This window comes from Arthrobacter sp. AB6 (genome assembly GCF_031844545.1).
In the GTDB taxonomy this organism is placed as follows: Bacteria; Actinomycetota; Actinomycetes; order Actinomycetales; family Micrococcaceae; genus Arthrobacter.
The window spans coordinates 108479-129334 of the sequence record NZ_JAUZVL010000002.1; the positions used below are offsets into that span (position 1 = coordinate 108479).

General features: G+C 66.2%; 17 protein-coding genes and 1 riboswitch. Of the genes, 3 read left to right on the plus strand and 14 right to left on the minus strand.

Going from position 1 to position 20856, the window contains the following annotated elements; translation table 11 throughout:
* Nucleotide 1: 1 nt before the first annotated feature.
* From nadD to Q9R30_RS01955, 9 genes are all read right to left on the minus strand, one after another.
* Nucleotides 2-616, minus strand: coding sequence for a nicotinate-nucleotide adenylyltransferase (gene nadD / locus Q9R30_RS01915; RefSeq protein WP_104998205.1), 615 nt, complete (start codon nt 614-616; stop codon nt 2-4).
* Nucleotides 617-671: 55 nt separating this feature from the next.
* The gene (locus Q9R30_RS01920) at nt 672-902 is read right to left on the minus strand and encodes a hypothetical protein (RefSeq protein WP_104998206.1); all 231 of its coding nucleotides are present in this window, start codon (nt 900-902) and stop codon (nt 672-674) included.
* A 77-nt stretch (nt 903-979) separates the two neighbouring features.
* Nucleotides 980-2359: a glutamate-5-semialdehyde dehydrogenase gene (locus tag Q9R30_RS01925; protein ID WP_104998207.1), complete on the minus strand. Its 1380-nt coding sequence runs from the start codon at nt 2357-2359 to the stop codon at nt 980-982.
* Nucleotides 2360-2385: 26 nt separating this feature from the next.
* Nucleotides 2386-3537: a glutamate 5-kinase gene (proB, locus tag Q9R30_RS01930; RefSeq protein WP_104998208.1), complete on the minus strand. Its 1152-nt coding sequence runs from the start codon at nt 3535-3537 to the stop codon at nt 2386-2388.
* On the minus strand, nt 3527-5116 hold the full coding sequence (gene obgE / locus Q9R30_RS01935) for a GTPase ObgE (protein ID WP_104998209.1): 1590 nt from the start codon (nt 5114-5116) through the stop codon (nt 3527-3529). Before obgE ends, proB begins: the two co-directional genes overlap by 11 nt.
* A gap of 115 nt (nt 5117-5231) precedes the next feature.
* Nucleotides 5232-5495 carry a 50S ribosomal protein L27 gene (gene rpmA, locus Q9R30_RS01940; protein ID WP_009372867.1) on the minus strand — a complete coding sequence of 88 codons (264 nt, stop codon included), beginning with the start codon at nt 5493-5495 and terminating at the stop codon, nt 5232-5234.
* A gap of 61 nt (nt 5496-5556) precedes the next feature.
* Nucleotides 5557-5865 carry a 50S ribosomal protein L21 gene (gene rplU, locus Q9R30_RS01945; RefSeq protein WP_066276623.1) on the minus strand — a complete coding sequence of 103 codons (309 nt, stop codon included), beginning with the start codon at nt 5863-5865 and terminating at the stop codon, nt 5557-5559.
* Between the two features lie 264 nt (nt 5866-6129).
* Nucleotides 6130-7659: a bifunctional hydroxymethylpyrimidine kinase/phosphomethylpyrimidine kinase gene (gene thiD, locus Q9R30_RS01950; RefSeq protein ID WP_311216685.1), complete on the minus strand. Its 1530-nt coding sequence runs from the start codon at nt 7657-7659 to the stop codon at nt 6130-6132.
* A 7-nt stretch (nt 7660-7666) separates the two neighbouring features.
* Nucleotides 7667-7764, minus strand: a riboswitch (TPP riboswitch).
* 130 nt (nt 7765-7894) lie between these two features.
* A complete protein-coding gene (locus Q9R30_RS01955; protein ID WP_311216615.1) occupies nt 7895-11272 on the minus strand; it encodes an Rne/Rng family ribonuclease in 3378 nt (1125 codons plus the stop codon).
* Nucleotides 11273-11713: 441 nt separating this feature from the next.
* Here Q9R30_RS01955 and Q9R30_RS01960 point away from each other — a divergent pair, with 441 nt between their 5' ends.
* The gene (locus tag Q9R30_RS01960) at nt 11714-12385 is read left to right on the plus strand and encodes a vitamin K epoxide reductase family protein (RefSeq protein ID WP_104998212.1); all 672 of its coding nucleotides are present in this window, start codon (nt 11714-11716) and stop codon (nt 12383-12385) included.
* A 141-nt stretch (nt 12386-12526) separates the two neighbouring features.
* Nucleotides 12527-12802, plus strand: coding sequence for a hypothetical protein (locus Q9R30_RS01965; RefSeq protein WP_104998213.1), 276 nt, complete (start codon nt 12527-12529; stop codon nt 12800-12802).
* A gap of 125 nt (nt 12803-12927) precedes the next feature.
* Here the strand turns inward: Q9R30_RS01965 and ndk are convergent, their stop codons facing one another.
* The 4 genes from ndk to ileS form a co-directional block, all read right to left on the minus strand.
* Nucleotides 12928-13347 carry a nucleoside-diphosphate kinase gene (gene ndk / locus Q9R30_RS01970; protein ID WP_104998214.1) on the minus strand — a complete coding sequence of 140 codons (420 nt, stop codon included), beginning with the start codon at nt 13345-13347 and terminating at the stop codon, nt 12928-12930.
* A gap of 67 nt (nt 13348-13414) precedes the next feature.
* Nucleotides 13415-13882, minus strand: a complete 468-nt coding sequence (locus Q9R30_RS01975; RefSeq protein ID WP_311216616.1) for a DUF4233 domain-containing protein — start codon at nt 13880-13882, stop codon at nt 13415-13417.
* On the minus strand, nt 13883-15241 hold the full coding sequence (locus tag Q9R30_RS01980; RefSeq protein ID WP_104998216.1) for a folylpolyglutamate synthase/dihydrofolate synthase family protein: 1359 nt from the start codon (nt 15239-15241) through the stop codon (nt 13883-13885). It abuts the gene before it with no gap.
* A 3-nt stretch (nt 15242-15244) separates the two neighbouring features.
* Entirely contained in the window at nt 15245-18577 is a 3333-nt protein-coding gene (gene ileS, locus Q9R30_RS01985; RefSeq protein ID WP_311216617.1) for an isoleucine--tRNA ligase, read from the minus strand.
* A 378-nt stretch (nt 18578-18955) separates the two neighbouring features.
* Between ileS and Q9R30_RS01990 the strand changes: the two genes are divergently transcribed.
* Nucleotides 18956-19960 carry an endonuclease/exonuclease/phosphatase family protein gene (locus tag Q9R30_RS01990; protein WP_311216618.1) on the plus strand — a complete coding sequence of 335 codons (1005 nt, stop codon included), beginning with the start codon at nt 18956-18958 and terminating at the stop codon, nt 19958-19960.
* A 46-nt stretch (nt 19961-20006) separates the two neighbouring features.
* Here the strand turns inward: Q9R30_RS01990 and Q9R30_RS01995 are convergent, their stop codons facing one another.
* Nucleotides 20007-20765, minus strand: coding sequence for an SDR family oxidoreductase (locus Q9R30_RS01995; RefSeq protein ID WP_104998219.1), 759 nt, complete (start codon nt 20763-20765; stop codon nt 20007-20009).
* Nucleotides 20766-20856 lie beyond the last annotated feature (91 nt).

Genomic DNA, 20856 nt, shown 5'->3' on the forward strand with positions numbered 1-20856 from the left:
CTCATTCAGTACTGGCTGGTTCGCGTGCTTGGGATGTTGGGACATCGCCGGTTTCCACGGCCTCGGCATACAGGCCGTACTTGGCGATGTACTGGACAACGCCATCCGGCACCAGGTACCAGACCGGGTTGTTCGCCGCCACGCGGGTACGGCAGTCCGTGGAGGAGATGGCCATGGCCGGAACTTCGAGGAGGCTCACGTCATCGCGTCCCATGCCGTCGAGGACATGCCCCGGCCTGGTGACTCCCACAAAATGGGCGAGCGACCACAGTTCGTCGATGTCCTTCCAGGAAAGGATTTGTGCCAGTGCGTCCGCTCCGGTGATGAAGAAGAGATCAGCGTCGGGACGCTGGGCGCGCAGGTCCCGGAGGGTGTCGATGGTGTAGGTGGGGCCTGGCCGTTCAATGTCTACCCTGCTGACAGTGAAGCGCGGATTGGAGGCCGTCGCGATGACTGTCATGAGGTAGCGGTGCTCGGGCTCGCTGACGTGTTTGTGGGACTTCTGCCACGGCTGGCCGGTGGGGACGAAAACCACCTCGTCCAGGTCGAATTCCGCAGCCACCTCGCTGGCTGCGACCAAGTGGCCGTGATGGATGGGATCAAACGTCCCGCCCATCACGCCAAGCCGCAGCCTGCCGGTGGCACCCGAGCGGTGCAAAGCGCGGGAAATGTTAGTGGCCCTGCCCGTGATCGTGCTTGTTGGGGTGCTGGCGGTGCGGGTCCGCGTGCTCCTCGGTTGCTGCGTGGCGGTTGCCCAGGTTGGAGTAGGACAGTGTGATAAACATCAGCACCAGCAGGAGGGCGAACATAACCACCCCGAAGACCCACGGCTCAGCCCACAGCGGCGCGAGTTCGTGTTCTCCGCCTTCGGCGGCGGTCGTGGCAATCTGCTGGAACAGCATTTTCTCCCCTTGGGCTCAAACGATTGTGGCAGCGGAAAGCTCCGCCGTTTCTGACTTCTGGTCTATGTTACCGTGCGCTACCCGCGCACCTGGCCCTCGCCCTGCACTATCCACTTCGTGGTGGTCAGTTCGGTCAGCCCCATGGGCCCCCGCGCGTGCAGCTTTTGGGTTGAAATGCCCACCTCCGCGCCCAGGCCAAGCTCCCCGCCGTCGGTAAACCGGGTGGAGGCATTCACAATGACGGCAGCAGAATCCACCTCGGCAATGAAGCGTTCGGCATTCCGCAGATCGTTGGTGAGGATCGCTTCCGTGTGGCCCGTGGACCAGGTACGGATGTGCTGCACGGCCTCGTCAAGGCTGTCCACCATGGCCACCGCGAGGTCCAGGTCCATGTACTCCGTGCCCCAGTCCTCCTCAGTGGCAGGTTCGGACTCAATGGAGGCGGGCAGGGCCGCGCGGACCCGCTCGTCCGCATGCAGCCGGACCCCTGCCTGGCGGAGCGCAGCTGCCACGGCGGGAAGAACGGGGGATCCCGAGTGGACCAGGAGCGTCTCCACTGTGTTGCAGACGCTGGGCCGCTGGGTCTTGGCGTTGAGGAGGATCTCCACTGCCATGTCCTCGCCGGCCGATTCATCGATGAAGATGTGCACGTTTCCTTCACCGGTCTCGATCACAGGCACGGCGGAGTTGAGGACAACGGTCTGGATGAGCTCCCGGCCGCCGCGGGGAATCAGCACGTCCACCCTGCCGCGCGCCTTCATGAGGACGTTGGCACCTGCCCGGCCGTACTGGTCGACGGTCTGGACGGCGTCGGCAGGCAGGCCCACTGACTCCAGCGCTTCCCGCAGTACCCGCACCAACACCTCATTGGTGGCTTGGGCGGCAGTGCCGCCGCGCAGGATCACGGCGTTGCCGCTCTTGAGTGCCAGTCCGGCAATGTCCACGGTGACGTTCGGCCGTGCTTCGTAGATGGCCGCCACCACGCCCATGGGAACGTTGACCTGCCGGAGGCGCAGGCCGTTGGGAAGCGTCTGCCCGCGGACCACGTTTCCCACGGGATCGGGGAGGTTGGCCAGGTTTTCCAAAGCCGCCACAAGTCCCGAGATGCGGGTTTCCGTCAAGGTAAGGCGGTCCAGCAGGGCAGCGGAGGTGCCATTGGCCTTTCCTGCTGCCACGTCCATGGCGTTGGCCGTAAGAATGGCCTCGGTGTTCTCCAGCAGGGCTGTGCCGACGGTGCGGAGGGCGCGGTCCTTCCAGGCCCGGTTTGCCATGGCCATCCGGCGTGCGGCGTCACGGGAGCGGTCCGCAATGGCATGGACTGCTGCCTCAATATCGCCGGAAGACAGCGGGGAATCAGCCGGCACCTGCGCCACGGATGAAGTAGCCGGCTGCGCCTCGGTGGCGGCAGTATCTCCGGGATTCTCAGCAGTCTTGTTGTGGATCAGGGCCTCAGTCATGTTCCAAGTTTAGGCGAGCGGGAAGCTCAGACCAGCACCAGGTCGTCAACGTGAACAACTTCGCGGTCGTAGCCGCTGCCCAGCGCCTCACCCAGGTCCCTGGTGGACCGGCCCAGCATCTGTGGCAGCTCGGCGGACGAATAGTTCACCAGTCCCCGCGCAACCACGGTGCCGTCGGCAGCTGCTATTTCGACGGCGTCGCCCGCTTCAAAATCACCGAAAACGGCGGAGATGCCTGCCGGCAGCAGCGAAGTGCGGTGGTGCCGCACAGCCTTGACTGCACCCTCGTCCAGCACCAGCCGCCCCTGGACGGAGGCGATATGCGCCAGCCACAGGAGGCGGACGGGCTTGCGGGCACCGTTGACCGTGAACCAGGTGCCCACGTCCTCGCCGTTTAGGGCAGCCGCAGCGTTGGGGGTGGAAGTGACAAGGGCATGGATGCCGGAACCGGCTGCCATGGTGGCCGCTTCCACCTTGGTCAGCATCCCGCCGGTGCCCACGCCGGCCTTGCCTGGTTTCCCGATGGAAACACCCTCCAGGTCATGAGCCCCTTCCACAAGCGGGATCCGCTTCGCGCCAAGCGACGGCGGGCCGTCGTAGAGGGAGTCGACGTCGGACAGCAGCACGAGGGCGTCAGCCCGGACCAAGTGGGCCACCAGGGCAGCGAGCCTGTCATTGTCCCCGAAGCGGATTTCGTGCGTGGCCACGGTGTCGTTTTCATTGACCACCGGCACCACGCCAAGGTTGAGCAGCCTGTCCAGGGCGCGGAACGCGTTGGTGTGCTGGCTGCGCCGCATGAGGTCTTCGGCGGTGAGCAGCACCTGGCTGACCGTCACGCCGTGCGCCCCGAAGGCATGGGTGTAGCGGGCCATGAGGAGGCCCTGCCCCACGCTGGCCGCTGCCTGCTGCGTCGCAAGGTCGCGCGGCCGCTTGGAGAGGCCCAGCGGGGCCAGGCCCGCGGCGATGGCACCGGAGGACACCAGGATGATTTCGGTGCCGGTGTTGCGTTTGGCCGCCAACGCGTCGGCCAAGGCAGTCAGCGCCTCTTCGGAGATGCCGCCCTTGATGCTGGTCAGCGACGACGAGCCAACCTTCACCACGATCCGGCGCGCGTTGGCCAGCACGCTTCTGTCCACGGGCCGCGCCAGCGGCTCCGCTGCTGCAGCGCTAGAAGTCATTGTCTGCGTCCAGTCCACTCTCCTTGAGCGGCTTGGCAACCCGGCGGCTGCTCACGGACTCGGTCCAGATGCCGGCCTTGCGCTCGGCTTCAAGCTCGGCGCGGGCGGCGGCCCTGGCGTCCTTGCGTTCCTGCTGCTCTTCACGTTTCTGTCCGCGCGTGGGGCGGTCGCCGATGTCGGCGAACCGGACGTCGGTGCCGCGAGGCGAGGCCAGCAGTTCGGCACCGGCCATCATGGTGGGCTCCCAGTCAAAGACGACGCCGTCATCCTCGCCAATAACGACTGTGTCGCCCGGCTTGGCGCCCTGCTTGAACAGCTCCGTTTCCACGCCGAGCTTTGCCAGGCGGTCAGCGAGGTAGCCGATGGCTTCCTCGTTAGTGAAGTCCGTCTGCTTGACCCAGCGCACCGGCTTTTCGCCCAGTACTCGGAACAGCGGCTCAAGGCCCTTTTCTTCCCGGCGGATCCGGAAGCCTGCCTCATTAACCGCGCGGGGCTTGATGACAACGGGCTGTACCTTGGGCGGCGCAGCGGCAACAGCATCACGGGCGGCCTTGACGATTTCGGCCATGGCGAAGCCCAGCTGGCGCAGGCCCTCATGGCTGGTGGCGGAGATTTCGAAGACACGGTAGCCGCGGGACTCGAGTTCCGGGCGGACGAACTCCGCCATGTCCTTGCCGTCGGGCAGGTCAACCTTGTTCAGTGCCACCAGGCGGGGGCGGTGGTTGAGCGGAACAACATCGCCGTCCTGGCCCGCATAGCTCATGTCCACCGCGTACTTTTCCAGCTCTGCCTCGATGACGGCCAGGTCCGAAAGGGGGTCGCGGTCAGCCTCAAGGGTGCCGCAGTCCAGGACGTGCACCAGCGCAGCGCAGCGCTCCACGTGGCGGAGGAAGTGGTGGCCGAGGCCCTTGCCCTCACTGGCGCCTTCAATCAGCCCGGGCACGTCGGCGATGGTGAAGCGGACGTCGCCGGCCTGCACCACACCCAGGTTGGGAACCAGCGTGGTGAACGGGTAGTCGGCGATCTTGGGCCGCGCCGCGGACATGGCGGCGATGAGGCTGGACTTGCCGGCGGACGGGAACCCCACAAGGGCGATGTCCGCGATGGACTTCAGTTCCAGGACGATATCGCTGGATTCGCCTTCGATGCCGAGCAGGGCGAAGCCGGGGGCGCGGCGCTTCTGTGAGGAGAGCGCGGCGTTGCCCAGGCCGCCGATGCCGCCGGCTGCCGCCACATATTCGGTGCCTTCACCCACGAGGTCGGCGAGGACGGTACCGTCCTTGGACTTGACCACCGTGCCGTCCGGGACGGGAAGGATGAGCGTTTCGCCGTTCTTGCCGCCGCGCCAGTCACCCATGCCCGGACCGCCGTTGGTGGCGTGCCGGTGGGGCGCGTGGTGGTAGTCAAGGAGGGTGGTGGTCTGGTGGTCCACGCGAAGGATCACGTCGCCGCCATTGCCGCCGTTGCCGCCGTCGGGACCGCCCAGCGGCTTGAACTTTTCGCGGTGGACGGAGACGCACCCGTGGCCGCCGCTACCGCCGGATACGTGCAGTACTACCCGGTCTACAAAGCTGGCCACGTGGATCTCCTCAAAGCTGTTCCTCGGCACCCTCAGGCGCCAAGACGATTGTAATGCGGTTAAAAGAACAGTGGAGCGGACCATATGGCCCGCTCCACCGCTTCAGAACTGGTTGTTACTCTGCAGCTGCAGCAGCAACGATGTTGACGACGCGGCGACCGCGGCGGGTGCCGAATTCAACGGCGCCCGGGGTCAGGGCGAACAGGGTGTCGTCGCCGCCGCGGCCAACACCGGCGCCCGGGTGGAAGTGGGTGCCGCGCTGGCGGACGATGATCTCGCCGGCGGAAACTACCTGGCCGCCGAAGCGCTTGACGCCGAGGTACTGTGCGTTGGAGTCACGACCGTTGCGAGTGGAGCTCGCGCCCTTTTTATGTGCCATCTGAAATGCCTGCCTCTAAATTCTGGGGAATCTGCTGAAAAACCTGAACAGTAACGGAAGGTTACTTGATACCAGTGATCTTGACCTTGGTCAGTTCCTGGCGGTGACCCTGGCGCTTCTTGTAACCGGTCTTGTTCTTGAACTTCTGGATCACAATCTTAGGACCACGGAGGTCCTGGAGGATCTCAGCCGTAACAGTTACCTTGGCCAGGTCAGCAGCGGCGGAGGTGACCTTGTCACCGTCAACCAGGAGCAGTGCGGGCAGCTGAATGGTGCTGCCAGCTCCACCGGCGACGCGGTTCAGGGTAACGAAGTCTCCAACGGAAACCTTCTCTTGGCGGCCGCCTGCGCGGACAATCGCGTACACCACTTGGGAACTCACTTCTCTCGACGTTTATTACAAATTTGCGTGCGGAACCCGGTGCCTGAATTGGTTGGGCTCTCGCTGTGCCTCAACGCCGTGGGGTCATAACCCAAGTGTTGGCGTAAGCACCGAAGATCTAGAATACGCTAATTTTGCCTTCGGCCGCAAATGAGGCTGGTTCCGGCGGGTTGTCTGTGATAGGTACCACAACACATTTCCCTGGCCGGGGGGGTGCCCCACCATAGTACCGGTGCTGTGGCCGTGCGGCCGTCAGGAATGAAGGCGCGGCGCGTCGAAAAATTCAACTTCCAGCCGGCACGACTGCCTGAACGCCGCGGCCATGGCTGTCCGGTCCCCTGCGGAAGCTGCGCGGCCGGCCCCGTCCACAATGGCAACCGCCCTGCGGGTGGCCGCAGCGAAGTCCTCATCCGCGTACGTGCGCAGCCACTCCGCGTAGGGGTGGCCTGCTGGTTCCCCGGCAGCAACGAACTGGGCGTGAAGCGTCTTGCCCACCTCGGCGTACAGCCAGAAGCACGGCAGGACTGCTGCCGCCAGCACGGCGTAACTGCCCGACGCCGATGCCGCCACCAGATGGTCCACGTAGGACTTGGTCACGGGCCCCAGCCGCGGCTCAACGGTCCGTGTACTGAGCCAGGAGCGGTGCAGTTCAGATTCGACTTCGAGGCACTGTTGGGCGGAGCGCGCCCAGAAGAGCTGTTCGGCTTCCGTTGGGGCGAGGGCGCTGGCACGCGCGAGCACCCGTGAGTAGCCGTTAAGGTAGATGGCGTCCTGGGCCAGGTAGTAGCCAAAGTGCTTCTCGGCCAGGTCGCCGGAGGCCAGTCCCTGGATAAACCCCAGGGAATAAATGGCCTCCAGGTGCTTCTCCGCTTCAGCCCACAGCTGCGCTGCGAAGCTGCCCTCAGCAGGCTGCGGCTGAAGGTGGTGGAAGTGGTGGACGGGCCCGTTGCCTGTTCCCACCTGCAACGCCTCCGAGGCCTCCAGCGCGCCGGACAGCCAGGGCTTGACCTCCCGGAGGGCTGCCTCCCAGTCCCCCAGCCGCACCTGGACTGTGGCCATGGCTGATGACAGCGAACAACCGGTGCCGTGGCTGTTCCGCGTGGCCACGCGCTTGCCCGGGACCACCACCACGTCCTGGCCAAGCGTGCCCGCAGTGCTGACAAGGGCGTCGGGGCATTCTTCCCCCGCCAAGTGCCCGCCCTTCACAAGCACCGTCGCCCCCGTGGCGGAGGAGAGCTCGCGGCCCTGTTCCAGGGCGCCTTCCCAGCTCTCCTGCACGTCCCCGCCCACCAGCATGGCAAGTTCAGCCAGGTTGGGCGTGATGAGGTGCGCCAGCGGCAGCAGCCCGCGTAGCGCGGCTTCGGCGGATTCCTGCAGGAGCCGGTCACCGCTGGTGGCCACCATGACAGGGTCCAAAACCACGACGCCGGGACGCACTTTTTCGAGCCACGCCCGGACAGCTTCGATCACGCCGGTGTCACCCAGCATCCCGATTTTCACGGCGTCGATGCTGATGTCCTCACTGAGCGCGTCAAGTTGCTGGGTAAGGAAGGCCGCGGGGGGAACGTGGACGCCGCGCACGCCGCGGGTGTTCTGCACGGTGAGGGCAGTGATGGCAGCCATTCCGAAGCCGCCGTGGGCCGCGATGCTTTTCAGGTCCGCCTGGACGCCGGCTCCGCCGGAAGGATCGGAGCCTGCAATGGAGAGGACCCGGGGCACGTCCCGCCGCTGGCCGGACTGTGTTGCAGGAGCAGGCGCGCCCTCAACGGTGGCAGCAGGCATTTCGAGAGTTGAAGACAAGAGACATCCCTTCGCCGGTGCTAGCCGGACAGGTTCAACGGGTGTGGATCTCAGCCGGCCCTCTGCGCGGCACCCCGTGTCGGTTCACCAGCCTAGCTTTTTTGCTGGGCTCAGGGCGAAGGTGACGCCGTGCGACTGTTGCGGCCTTAAATGCCGGATGCCCGGCCGCCCACGCGTGGTGGGCGGCCGGGCATCCTGGCGTGTCGCGTGCGGTGGCCTAGAGCTCCGAAGCCGGAACCCCGACGCCCAGGATGATGGGTTCCGCGGCAGGCTTGGCGTTGCCTGCTGCAGGGGCACCTGCCTGGCCAGCTTCCGGCGCCTTTGCTGAGTGTGAGTGCCCTGCCGCCTCGGCGGGGACATTCTCGTGCTGCTGGACGGAGGTCTGGTTGGCCGCCCCCTGGGCGCGGCTGGCGCTGCGGTTGCGGCGTGCCCGGCGCGGGCGGGACTGTTCCACGGTGTGGTCGGAATAGTCCTTCTCCGGCGCGGCAGGGGCAGCCTGCAGCTGCTCGGACCGGACCTGCGGAGACTCCGCCTGCGGCGCCCGGACCTGTTCCGGTTCCCGCTGCGCCTGTTCCGGCGCCGGCAGTCCCGGCTGCCCGGCCGTGGCTTCGGCGGCCGGGGCGGGTTCACCGAGGTGGGCGAAGGCCTCAGCGAGGCGGTCCAGCGTCAGGGCGGGCTTCGGCTGCTGCTCCTCCGCGTGCTCCACGAACGGCAGGGCAACTTCCTCCCCGCCGAAGGTGAGGACGGCGGCGGGCCTGGAGGCGTCGCCGTCGTGCTTCCCTGTTTCCGCCGGCGCCGCGGGCTGGGCCTGCGGAGCCTGCCTGGCCGCGGCCACCTCGTCGTCGTGCAGATGGGCGGCGTGCGCTGCCGCAGCAATGTTGGCAAGGGCAAGCCGGGTGGCTTCGGCCTTGGCGTGCCGCTCGGCGTCCGTGGGGTCGGCGTGGACCGTGTGCACGTGGAGGGCAGCTGCGGGAGCAGCGTCCACCTGCTGGCCGCCGCGGCCGCGGCGGCGCTTCCGGTCGGGACGGACGCCGGGCTGGCTGCTGTCCCCACGCTGCGCCTCAGTACGGTGGCTTTCGTTCCGGACGTCCGGGCGGGCGTCCGAGCGCTGAACATGGTGTTCAGCCGCCACGATGTTGGCCCGGCGGTGCTCCACGGGGTCATCGTGGGTCACCACGCCGCGGCCGGCGCAGGCCTCGCACTGCTCGCCAAACACTTCAAGGAGCCCGGTGCCCATCCGCTTGCGCGTCATCTGCACCAGGCCAAGCGACGTTACTTCGGCAACCTGGTGTTTGGTGCGGTCACGTCCCAGGCACTCCACCATCCTGCGGAGGACGAGGTCGCGGTTCGATTCCAGGACCATGTCGATGAAGTCGATGACGATGATGCCGCCGATATCGCGCAGGCGGAGCTGGCGGACCACTTCCTCCGCAGCTTCCAGGTTGTTCTTGGTGACGGTCTCTTCAAGGTTGCCGCCGCTGCCGGTGAATTTGCCGGTGTTGACGTCCACCACGGTCATGGCCTCGGTGCGGTCGATCACCAGCGAGCCGCCGGAGGGCAGGAAGACCTTCCGTTCCAGTGCTTTGTGGATCTGTTCGTCGATCCGCCATGCGCTGAAGATGTCCTGGTCCTTGGTCCATTTCTCGAGGCGCCCCACGAGATCGGGAGCAACGTAGGTGACGTACGCCTCGATGGTGTCCCAGGCTTCCTCGCCGGAGACGATCAGCTTGGAGAAGTCCTCGTTGAAGACGTCGCGGACCACCTTGATGGTCAGGTCCGGTTCGCCGTACAGCAGCTCCGGAGCAAGGATCTTGGTGGACTTCGACTGGCTTTCGATACCTTCCCACTGTGCCCGCAGCCGGTTGATGTCGTGGGTCAGCTCTTCCTCGGAGGCGCCTTCCGCAGCGGTCCGGACAATCACGCCGGCCTGCTCGGGGAGGCGGTCCTTGAGGATCCGCTTGAGGCGGTTGCGTTCGACGTCGGGCAGCTTGCGGGAGATGCCGGTCATGGAACCGCCGGGAACGAAGACCAGGTAGCGGCCCGGCAGCGAGATCTGGCTGGTCAGGCGCGCGCCCTTGTGGCCCACGGGGTCCTTGGTGACCTGGACCAGCACGGTGTCGCCGGACTTGAGCGCGTTTTCAATGCGGCGCTGCTTGCCCTCGAGGTTCACGGCGTCCCAGTTGACTTCGCCGGCGTACAGGACGGCGTTGCGGCCGCGTCCGATGTCCACGAAGGCAGCTTCCATGGACGGCAGCACGTTCTGGACCTTGCCCAGGTAGACGTTGCCGATCAGGGAATCCTGCTGGGTCTTGGAGACAAAGTGCTCGGCCAGGACGCCGTCTTCCAGGACGGCAATCTGGATTCTGTCATCGCGCTGGCGCACGATCATCTGCCGGTCCACAGACTCCCGGCGGGCCAGGAACTCGGCTTCGGTAATGACGGTGCGGCGGCGGCCGGTGTCGCGTGATTCGCGGCGGCGCTGCTTCTTGGCCTCCAGGCGGGTGGAACCCTTGACGCTGGTGACCCGGTTGCTGACCGCGGGTTCGCTCACGGCGCGCGGTGCGCGGACGCGGGTCACCGTGTTGGGCGGATCGTCGTCTCCGCCGCCCGTCAGTTCAAGGTCCTGGTCGCCACGGCGGCGGCGGCGCCGACGGCGGGACGTCACGCCCTCGTCGGCCTGCGCACCGGATTCCTCATCGGCGTCATCGGCAGCATCGGTCTCTGCATCAGAGTTCTCGGCGTCTTCGCCGTCACGCTCACCGGTCCTGCTGCGTCCGCGGCGGCCGCGGCCGCGGCGCCTCCGGCGGTTACCGGCGTCGTCTGAATCGTCCTCGGTGTCCTCTTCTTCAGCTTCTTCCATGGCGGCCGGTGCGGGCCGGACTACGGCGCTGAGATCCGGGGCCTGGAACAGGACGGAGGTGGCGGAGCCGGGCTCCAAAAAGAGGGAGCCGAAAGGGCTTGCCGCGGCGGAGGCGGCTTCAGGTTTTGCAGCAGGGGCGGCTGCCGGTTCAGCTGCGGCAGCCGCCGGGCCGGCAACGGGTGCAGCTTCAGGGGCGGGTGCAGCTTCAGCGCGTGCAGCTTCGGGGGCGGGCGCAGCTTCAGCGCGTGCAGCTTCAGCGGGTGCGGCTTCTGCCGCCGGCGTCTCTGCCTGCTCCGCCGCGGCCGCCACCGCGGGGGCGGAGGTCTTGCGGGTGGCAACCCGCCGGCGTCGGACGGGTTTTGCGTCCTCCCCGGCGGCTTCCGAAGGCGCGCCGGCTGACGCAGCCTGCGTGCCGGCGTCGTTACCGGCAGCGGCGGCTGCCTCCTCGGCGAAAGCCGGAAGCGGCTCGGCGGGGTCAACCTTCTTCCTGGAACGGCTCCTGCGGACGGGGGCCTTCGCCTCAGCGGCGTCAGGATCCGGCACTGCGTTCGTGCCGGGCTCTGCGGCCCTGGCCTCTGCCTGCACGGAATCTGCGCCCGCGACGTCTGTTTCGGCGAGGGCGTCACTGGCCTTGGGAGCGGCTTTCCGCCTGGTCCTCGTGGCCTTCTTCGGCTCGGCCGCGGCACCCGTGGCCGCTGCTTCATCGTTAACGGCTAAAACTTGTTCATTATCCATATGTGGCAACACTCCTGCCCCTGACGTACCGCCACATCCGGCACCCATTGGGGCACATATTGTCAAAACCCGCAGGCGTTGACAGAAGTCAAGTGGATACCCCCAGGTTCGCACCGGCAGTGGGGTGCGGCAGCCCGTGGGGGCCGGCAGGATGTTCAAAAACCCGTTGTTTCCAAATGCCACAACCAGGTGCCGCCCAATGGAGTTGCGGGAGGCCGGATCAACAAACCCAAAGCCCGCGCTGCTCGTCACTGGCGGTCTTGCGAACAAGCCACCGGACCGGAGTCCGAATGTGGATCGGGTTCCAGCCACGTTCATTCTCTCATACCCGGACTATTCCACGGCGGAAGGGGCGCTGCCTGTTCCCTTCCCTGAAGGGTCTTTTCAGCCGCCGGCGTTACAATCGGGCAAGGAGCACCCGATGAAAAGGACGCCTTGCCAATGCCCAGCATTTCCCCCGTCAGCGGCACCCACACGCCGGAGCGGACTGTTGATCCGGACACCAGCGAGGCCGGAGCCCGCCCGCCCATGACCCGCGACCGGCCCCTCGGCTGGCTGCTGGTGGTCACCGGGGTGGTTGGCTGGCTTGCCTCCGGAACACTGGTCCTGGAGAAACTGGAGGTCCTCAAGGATCCTAACCACACCACGGTGTGCGATGTGAACCCCTGGATCTCCTGCGGCCAGGTGATGCAGACCTGGCAAAGCTCGCTGTTCGGCTTCCCCAATATGTTCATCGGAATCGTGGCCTTCGCCATCACCATCACGGTGGGAATGGCGCTGCTCGCCGGCGCCAACTTTGCCCGGTGGTACTGGCTTGGCCTGCAGGCCGGCGTCACACTCGGCTTCGCGTTTGTGGTGTGGCTGTGGTCGCAGGCGCTGTACGTCATCCACATCCTGTGCCCGTTCTGCATGATTGTATGGGCGGCAATGATTCCGCTCTTCGTGTGGGTGACCATCCGGAACATCAGCGCCGGCGTGATCCCGGTGCCGGCCAAGGCCGCACGCATTCTGGGTGACTCCGGCTGGATCATCACGGCCCTGCTCTACGTCGCCGCTATCGCCACCATCTTCTTCGCCTTTATCCAGGTTTTCGCCGGAACGTCAGGGTTCTAGGGCTGCGCTTCCTCGTCGGCAAAGATGAGTACCCTGTACTCGTGCGCCAGCAGCCCGGCCGCGCTCTAATTGAGGCAGGACTGCCGGAAACCCGGATCCGGGGCCAGCGGCAGTTCCTTCAACGAGAGAGGATCAGCTGCAATGAAAATCTTCCTTACGAGGGCAGCCTTGCCACTGGCACTGGGGGTCTGCCTTGTCGGAATGGCCGGAATCCCCGCCCTCGCTGCAGATCCGCCCGCGGCAGAACAATCACCGGTGGGCGGAGACCACGCCCATCCGCACTTTGTCATGACCGGCAACGGCTGCGTGGACATCAACCAGGTGCTGTTTGAGCCCGATGTGAGGGGCATGCATCGTGCCGCCGCCGTAACGGGAACGGACAAGGGGCCTTGGCACGGCGCCTGCCCAACTTCCTGACGGCGCAGTTCCACACCGGCACGCCCGCCTGAGGCACCTTGGGCTCACCACATTCCAAGAGACACCTGGGGCCCCGGTTTCCCGGGGCCCCAGGTGTCTGTTCACGCAGCTGGCAGTCTCCGGACCTATGCCTGGAACCAGATCTTGATCTCGCGCTCCGCGGAATCGGTGGAGTCTGAGCCGTGCACCAGGTTCTGCTGGACCTTCAGGCCCCAGTCACGGCCGAAATCGCCGCGGATGGTACCGGGGGCCGCCGTGGTGGGATCGGTGGTGCCGGCCAGGGAGCGGAATCCCTCGATGACCCGGTGGCCCTCGAAGATGGCTGCAACAACAGGGCCGCTGAGCATGAATTCCACCAAGGGCTCGTAGAAGGGCTTGCCCACGTGCTCCTCATAGTGCTGTTCCAGGAGTTCGCGCGAGGCGTCTACCTTCTTGAGTTCGGCCAGGGTGTAGCCCTTGGCTTCGATCCGGGCCAGGATGGCGCCGGTCAGGTTACGGGCGACGCCGTCGGGCTTGATCAGGACGAGGGTGCGCTCAGTGGTCACGACTGCTCCAATGCGTTGGGATGGGTTTCGGGGACAAGTCTACGGGGACTTGCCTACAGGAACTTGCTTACGGGGACTGCGGCTGCTCTCCCGGTCCGGCCGCCTGGTCCGGGTGCGCGGCCTCCCACTCCGCCTGCTCGCGGGCGCGCTCCCCGGCCTCGCGGTCAAGCCGGATTCCGGTGCGGATGCCGTACCACCATGCGGCTGCGAACAGGGCGCCCACCAGGAACATGGCGGGCTCGAAGATGCCGGTGAGGACCAGGACGAGCTGCAGGATCCAGCCCAGCCCGATGCCCCAAGGCCTCGTGAGGAAGGCGCAGGCCACGATCATCACAACACTGAGCCCGATCCCCACACCCAGGATGAGGGCCGGCGGGAACTCCCCGCGGCGCAGTCCGAACACCGCCAGGGTAGCGAAGAACATGACGAAGGCTTCCAGCAGCAGCACGGTGGACGCGAACATCACCTTGGTGGAGCGGCGCTTCCTGGGCATGCCCGGGTGCCATTCACGCTGGGCTTTGGTCAGCCTGGCCACTCAGGCCTCCGTCTTTCCGAGCAGGATCCGGGCCTCGGCAACCAGGGTGATGGAGCCAGTCACCAGGACTCCCCCTGACAGGTCGTCGTTGGCTTCGGCGCGTTCCACTGCCCACTCCAGTGCGTCGTCAAGCTTCTCCGCGATGTGCACGTTGTCCTCGCCGAAGCCAAGCTCAACCGCGAGTTCGGCCAGTTCCGCGGCAGGCACTGCCCGCGGGGAGTTCGACTGGGTGAAGCAGAATTCCTCCGCAATCCCGCCGAGCGATTCCTTGAGCTGCCGGAGGATCTCCTCAGCATCCTTTTCCTTCAGCACCCCCACAACCGGAACCAGCCTGGTGAAGTTGAAGGCTTCCTGCAGGGCGGCAGCGGATGCCTTGATGCCGTCCGGGTTATGGGCAGCATCCACAATGATGGTGGGCGCGGTCCGCACCACCTCAAGCCGGCCCGGCGACGTCACGTTGGCGAAGCCTTCCTGCAGCACGTCGAAGTCGAGTTCCTTTTCGCCCCCGAAGAATGCCTCAATCGCGGCCACGGCCACCGCGGCGTTCTGTGCCTGGTGGGCGCCGTGCAGCGGGACCAGCAGCTCCGGGTACCGGCCGGCGAGGCCCTGAATGCTCACCATCTGCCCGCCCACCGCCACAGTCCGGGACTCAACGCCGAATTCCACGCCTTCGAAACGGAACGGCACGCCCACGTCCTTTGCCTTCTCCAGCAGGACCTGTGCCGCGTCCAGGGGCTGGGCGGCGCTGATAAGGTAGCCGCCCGGCTTGATGATGCCGGCCTTCTCATGGGCGATGTCCTCGGTGGTGTCGCCCAGCAGGTCCGTGTGGTCGAGGGAAATGGGCGTGATGACGGAGACCTGGCCGTCGCCCACGTTGGTGGCATCGGTGATCCCGCCCAGGCCAACCTCGATGACGGCCACGTTGACCGGCTGGTCCGCGAAGATCGCGAAGCCCAGGATGGTGAGGCATTCGAAGTACGTGAGCCGGGGCTGGCCCGCGGCCTCAAGCTCGGAATCCACGATCTGCAGGTAGGGACGGATTTCGTCCCAGATCCGGACGAAGGTCTCGTCCGGAACCGGGTGGCCGTCGATGCTGATCCGCTCAGTGACCTTGGACAGGTGCGGGCTGGTGTACCGTCCGGTGCTGAGGCCATGGGCCCTCAGCACCGATTCGATCATGCGGGCGGTGGAGGTCTTGCCGTTGGTGCCGGTCACGTGGATGATCGGGAACGCCTTGTTGGGTTCTCCCAGCACGTCCATGGCGCGGAACAGCGGCTCGAGGCGCGGCTCCATCTTATTTTCCGGCGCCCGGCCCAGCAGTTCGGCGTAAACGCTCTCCACGGAGAATTCGTCAGTCATGGATCAGGCCTCTACTTTTTCGACGGCGACAGCCGGCTCGGCGGCGTCCGAAGGTTCTGCCATCAGGTCAACGGTGAGGGTCTCGCCCTTGACCAGGTCGGCGTTGGCGAGCAGTGCGTCGACGACGTTCTGCCGGGCAGTTACCGTGGTCCGGATCCGGTCGCTGACGTTCAGCCCGGCATCCTTGCGGGCCTGCTGGATGGCGCGGACCATGTCCCGGGCCAGTCCCTCGGCTTCCAGTTCCGGGGTGACCTCGGTGTTCAGGACAACGAAGCCGCCACCGGGAAGGACAGCGGCTGCACGTGAGCCGGCACCTTCTGCGGCTTCAGCCACGACGGTCTCAAGGATGTATTCCTGCGGCTCAAGCTCAAGGCCGCCCGCGGTGACCACGCCTGCTTCGCTGACGGACCAGTCCCCGGACTTGGAGCCCTTGATGGCCTGCTGTACGTTCTTGCCCAGCCGCGGTCCTGCAGCCCGGGCGTTAACCACAAGCTTCTGCTCGATGCCGAACTCCTCCGGGGAGGCGGCCTCTGCGTCGAGCAGGCGGACCGAACGCAGGTTCAGTTCATCGGCGACGACGGCGGCAAAGCCTTCCAGGGCGCCTGCACCGGGTGCCACTACCGTGAGTTCCTGCAGCGGGAGGCGCACGCGCAGGTTGGCTGCCTTGCGGAGCGAGGACCCGGTGGAGCAGATCTGCTGGACCTTGTCCATCGCCTCGACCAGTCCCGGGTTGGCCGGGAACAGCCCGGCGTCCGGCCAGTCGGCCAGGTGCACGGAGCGGCCGCCCGTGAGGCCGCGCCAGATCTCCTCGGAAACGAGCGGCAGCAGGGACGCAGCCACGCGCGCAACGGTTTCCAGCGCGGTGTAGAGAGCGTCGAAGGCGTCGACGCTCTCGTCGAAGAACCGCTGCCGGCTCCGGCGAACGTACCAGTTGGTGAGCATATCCAGGTAACTGCGCAGTTCGTCGCAGGCGCCGGAGATGTCATAGCTGTCGAGCTGGGCGGTCATATTGCGGACCAGGTCGCCGGTGTTGGCCAGCAGGTACTGGTCCAGGGTGTCGTCGTAACCGTCGTAGCGCAGCTTCGCGTCGTAGCCTGAGCCGCCATTGGAGGCATTGGTGTAGAGCGTGAAGAAGCTGTACACGTTCCACAGCGGCAGGATGACCTGGCGGACGCCGTCGCGGATTCCCTGCTCGGTGACCACCAGGTTGCCGCCGCGCAGGATCGGGCTGGACATCAGGAACCAGCGCATGGCGTCGGAGCCGTCGCGGTCCAGGACCTCGGAGACGTCCGGGTAGTTGCGCAGGCTCTTGGACATCTTCTGCCCGTCCGAGCCCAGCACGATGCCGTGGCTGATGACGTTGCGGAAGGCCGGCCTGTCGAAGAGTGCGGTGGACAGGATGTGCAGCATGTAGAACCAGCCGCGGGTCTGGCCGATGTATTCCACGATGAAGTCGGCGGGGTTGTGGGTGTCGAACCAGGCCTCGTTCTGGAACGGGTAGTGCACCTGGCCGTAGGGCATGGAACCCGAATCGAACCAGACGTCCAGGACATCCTCCACGCGGCGCATGACGGACTGGCCCTCTTCGGGGGTTCGGGGATCGTCCGGGTTGGGCCTGGTCAGTTCGTCGATGAACGGGCGGTGCAGGTCCACCTGGCCGTCCTTGTTCAGCGGCAGCCGGCCGAAGTCCGCTTCGATCTCGGCCAGCGAGCCGTAGACGTCGGTGCGGGGGTATTCGGGGTCGGAGGACTGCCACACGGGGATGGGGCTGCCCCAGTAGCGGTTGCGGCTGATGGACCAGTCGCGGGCGTTCTCCAGCCACTTGCCGAACTGGCCGTCTTTGACGTTGCCCGGGATCCAGTTGATCTCCTGGTTCAACTCGGACATGCGGTCCTTGAACTTGGTGACTTCCACGTACCAGGAGGACACAGCACGGTAGATCAGGGGGTTGCGGCACCGCCAGCAGTGCGGGTAGCTGTGCTCATAGCTTGCCTGGCGGACCAAGCGTCCCTGGGCGCGCAGCACCTGCGTGATGGGCTTGTTGGCCTCGAACACCTGCAGGCCCGCGATGTCGTGCAGGTCCCCGTGCTTGAAAAGGGGCAGGAAATTTGCGCCCTCGTCCACGGAGAGGATCACCGGAATGCCGGCCTCCTCGCACACCTTCTGGTCATCCTCGCCGTAGGCAGGGGACTGGTGGACGATGCCGGTGCCGTCAGTGGTGGTGACGTAATCGGCAACCAGGAACCGCCACGCGTTCTCCATGCCGTATTTTTCGTTGTCTGCGAAGTCCCGCCACAGCGGCTGGTACTTAAGCCCCTCCAATTCCGCGCCGGTGTGGGTAGACACCACCGCGGCCTGGGCAGCCTCGAAATCCTCATAGCCCAGGTCCTTGGCGTAGTTGCCCACCAGGTCGGCCGCAAGCAGGAAGCTTCCCGTGACAGGCGCCTCCGAGGAGGCAGCCTTGATCCCGTTCGGGCCGGCGGGCAGCACGGCGTAGGTGATGGAAGGGCCGACGGCGAGTGCGGCGTTGGTGGGCAGCGTCCAGGGCGTGGTGGTCCAGGCGAGCGCCTGCACGCCGGCCAACTGCCGGGACAGCTCCGATTCCCCCGCGATGATGGGGAAGGTCACGGTGACCGTCTGGTCCTGGCGGTTCTTGTAGACGTCGTCATCCATCCTCAGCTCATGGTTGGACAGCGGTGTTTCGTCCTTCCAGCAGTACGGAAGGACCCGGTAGCCGTTGTAGGTGAGGCCTTTTTCGTGCAGCTGTTTGAACGCCCACAGGACGGACTCCATGTACTCCACGTTGAGGGTCTTGTAGTCGTTGTCGAAGTCCACCCAGCGTGCCTGGCGGGTCACGTAATCGCGCCACTCGTCGGCGTACTTCATTACGGAGGCGCGGCAGGCGTCATTGAATTTGTCGATGCCCATGGCTTCGATCTGGGTCTTGTCCGTCATGCCCAGCTGCTTCATGGCCTCAAGTTCGGCGGGCAGGCCGTGGGTGTCCCAACCGAAACGGCGCTCCACGCGCTTGCCGCGCTGGGTCTGGTAGCGGCCTACCAGGTCCTTGGCGTAGCCGGTCAGCAGGTGCCCGTAGTGCGGCAGTCCGTTGGCGAAGGGAGGTCCATCGTAGAAGACAAACTCGTTGCTGCCGGGCTCGCCGCCGGGGGCATCCGCGCTGCGCTGGTCGATGCTGGCCTGGAAGGTGCCGTCCTGGTCCCAGTACTTCAGGATGCGCTCTTCGATCTCCGGAAACTTCACGGAGGCGGAAACAGCGGCACCGCCGCTGGACGACGCGCTGGCAGAAGTGGAGGCTGAGGCCTTGGGGTAATACGTCATGTCGACATCCTGGGTTGAGCTTGGCGAACTGCCGGCCTGCGCCGTCTTGTTCCGTTCAGGATGCGAGGACGGTTTGCCGTGTTGTCCGCCGGACCCCACGCTTGCCGCGGTACCACCTCACTTACCGGCGTTGCGTGTTCCCCGAAAGGAACAGGCGCCACGCCGGCCGCTCATTGACTGCTGTGACGGGCTTACCCGTCCGGTTCTACTGGCGCGGACCCCGTGACGGCAGTTCGCGTGTTCTTCCGGAAGCTCACCGGTGATTGCCGGGTCATAGCCATCTCTGAGTCTACTATCGCCGCCGGTCCATCGCCATTCCGGCACCGGGGCGTGCAAACCCTGCTGCGCAACAACGGCCAGATGCCTAGACTCAAGCACATGGCCAACTCTGCACGGCTTCGGGCAGCATTGCGCCCGGGCAAGGCATACGCATGGCTTTGGTTCCTCCTGATGGTGCCGCTGGTGGGCTTGTCCATCCTTCGCGCAATCCCTGCCGCGTGGCCGGTGGGCATAATCCAGCTGCTGGCCTTCACTCCGTGGCTGGCGGCGCCGGCCGGAGCGGCCCTCCTGCTGGCCGTGCTGGGCCGGAACCGCTGGCATGCTGCCGTCAGCTCGGCGCTGCTGGCCTGCCTGGCCTTCTGGCTCTTCCCGCTCCAGGCAGGCAAGCGGGTTACCGGCGACGGGCCGACCGTGGAGTTACGGGTCATGAGTTTCAACTCGAAGCTGGGCCAGGCCGATGCCCGCACGGTTGTCCGCCTGGTGCAGGAGAACCGGATCGATGTGCTGGCCGTCCAGGAGCATTCCCAGGCGTTCCAGGAGCGCCTGGCTGCCGAAGGCCTGGACACGCTGCTGCCGGAAAGCGCGACCGAACCTGCCAAAAACGCCGGTGGCAGCGCCCTGTACTCGCGGTTTCCCCTTGAGGAGGCCGGACGGGTTCCCGGCACTGCGTTCCCGATGCCGATCGTCCGGGTTACCGTCACGTCACAGGGCAAGGCAGGGGTGCTGGAAGTGATCAATGTCCACGCCAGGGCGCCCGTGGAGCACATGGCACGGCAGTGGCGCAGCGACCTGGCCGCAATCGGAAGGGTGGCCGCCGGCGGCGGGAGCAGGCTCCTCATCGGAGACTTCAACGCCACCTACGACCACGCCGAGTTCCGCAGCCTCCTGCGCGGCGGGGAGGGTCCGGGACTTGTGGACGTGGGCGTGGCGGCCGGCGCACGGCTGGTGCCCACCTGGCCCATGGACGGACAGCTGCTGCCCGGCATCACCATCGACCACGTGGTGACCAGCCCGGATGTGGGGAGCTCCGGCTACGCGGTGCACCGGGTAGCCGGCAGCGACCATGCGGCGGTCACGGCGGTCCTTGGCGTCCCCGCGGGCTGATCCCTGGAGCCCCGCGGCCATGGGGTTCCCGGCAGCGTTCCAGCGGTCAGTTCTTGCGGATCAGCTTGTGGTTGGCTGCCTGGGCCACCGGCCGGATGACGATCTGGTCGAGGTTGACGTGGTGCGGAACGCTCACGGCGTACCGCACCACTCCGGCCACGTCACCTGCAGTGAGCGGTTTCTCCACCCCTTGGTAGACCTTGTCCGCAGCCTGCCGGTCACCGAGCCGGTTCAAAGCAAACTCCTCGGTCTGGACCAGCCCGGGTGCCACCTCGATGACCCGGACGTTGTGCTCGGCCTCCTCCAGGCGGAGGGCACCCGTCAGTGCGTGCTGGGCGAATTTCGCCGCGTTGTAGCCGCCACCGCCTTCATAGGCTGCGAGCCCGGCCGTGGAGGTCAGGTTGAGTACGGTCCCTTCGCCGTTGGCGCGCAGCATCGGCAGGAAGGCCCGGGTGAGTTTCATGGTGCCCAGCACGTTGACCCGGTACATCCACTCCCAGTCCCCAGTGTCGGCCGAACCGATGGTGTCGGCGCCCCGGGCACCGCCGGCGATGTTGATCAGCGTGTCGATGCCGCCCGCTTCGGCGACCTGCGCCACAAGCCGGGACACGTCGTCGTCCTCCGAAATGTCGGCAGGGACGGCGACTGCACCCGTTTCCTCCGCCAGGGCGGCGAGGCGGTCCGCGCGGCGCGCCACGGCAAACACGGTCCACCCGTCCGCCGCGAGGGCACGGACAGTGGCCTCCCCGATTCCGCTGCTTGCGCCGGTCACCACTGCTGCTTTTTTCTGTGAAACGTCAGTCATGGCACCACCCTAGCGGGGGCCACCGGACGGCCGCCTCCTGATGAGTCGCCGGATGAACCAACGCGCCGGCCGGCGCCTCGTGGACGCGAGG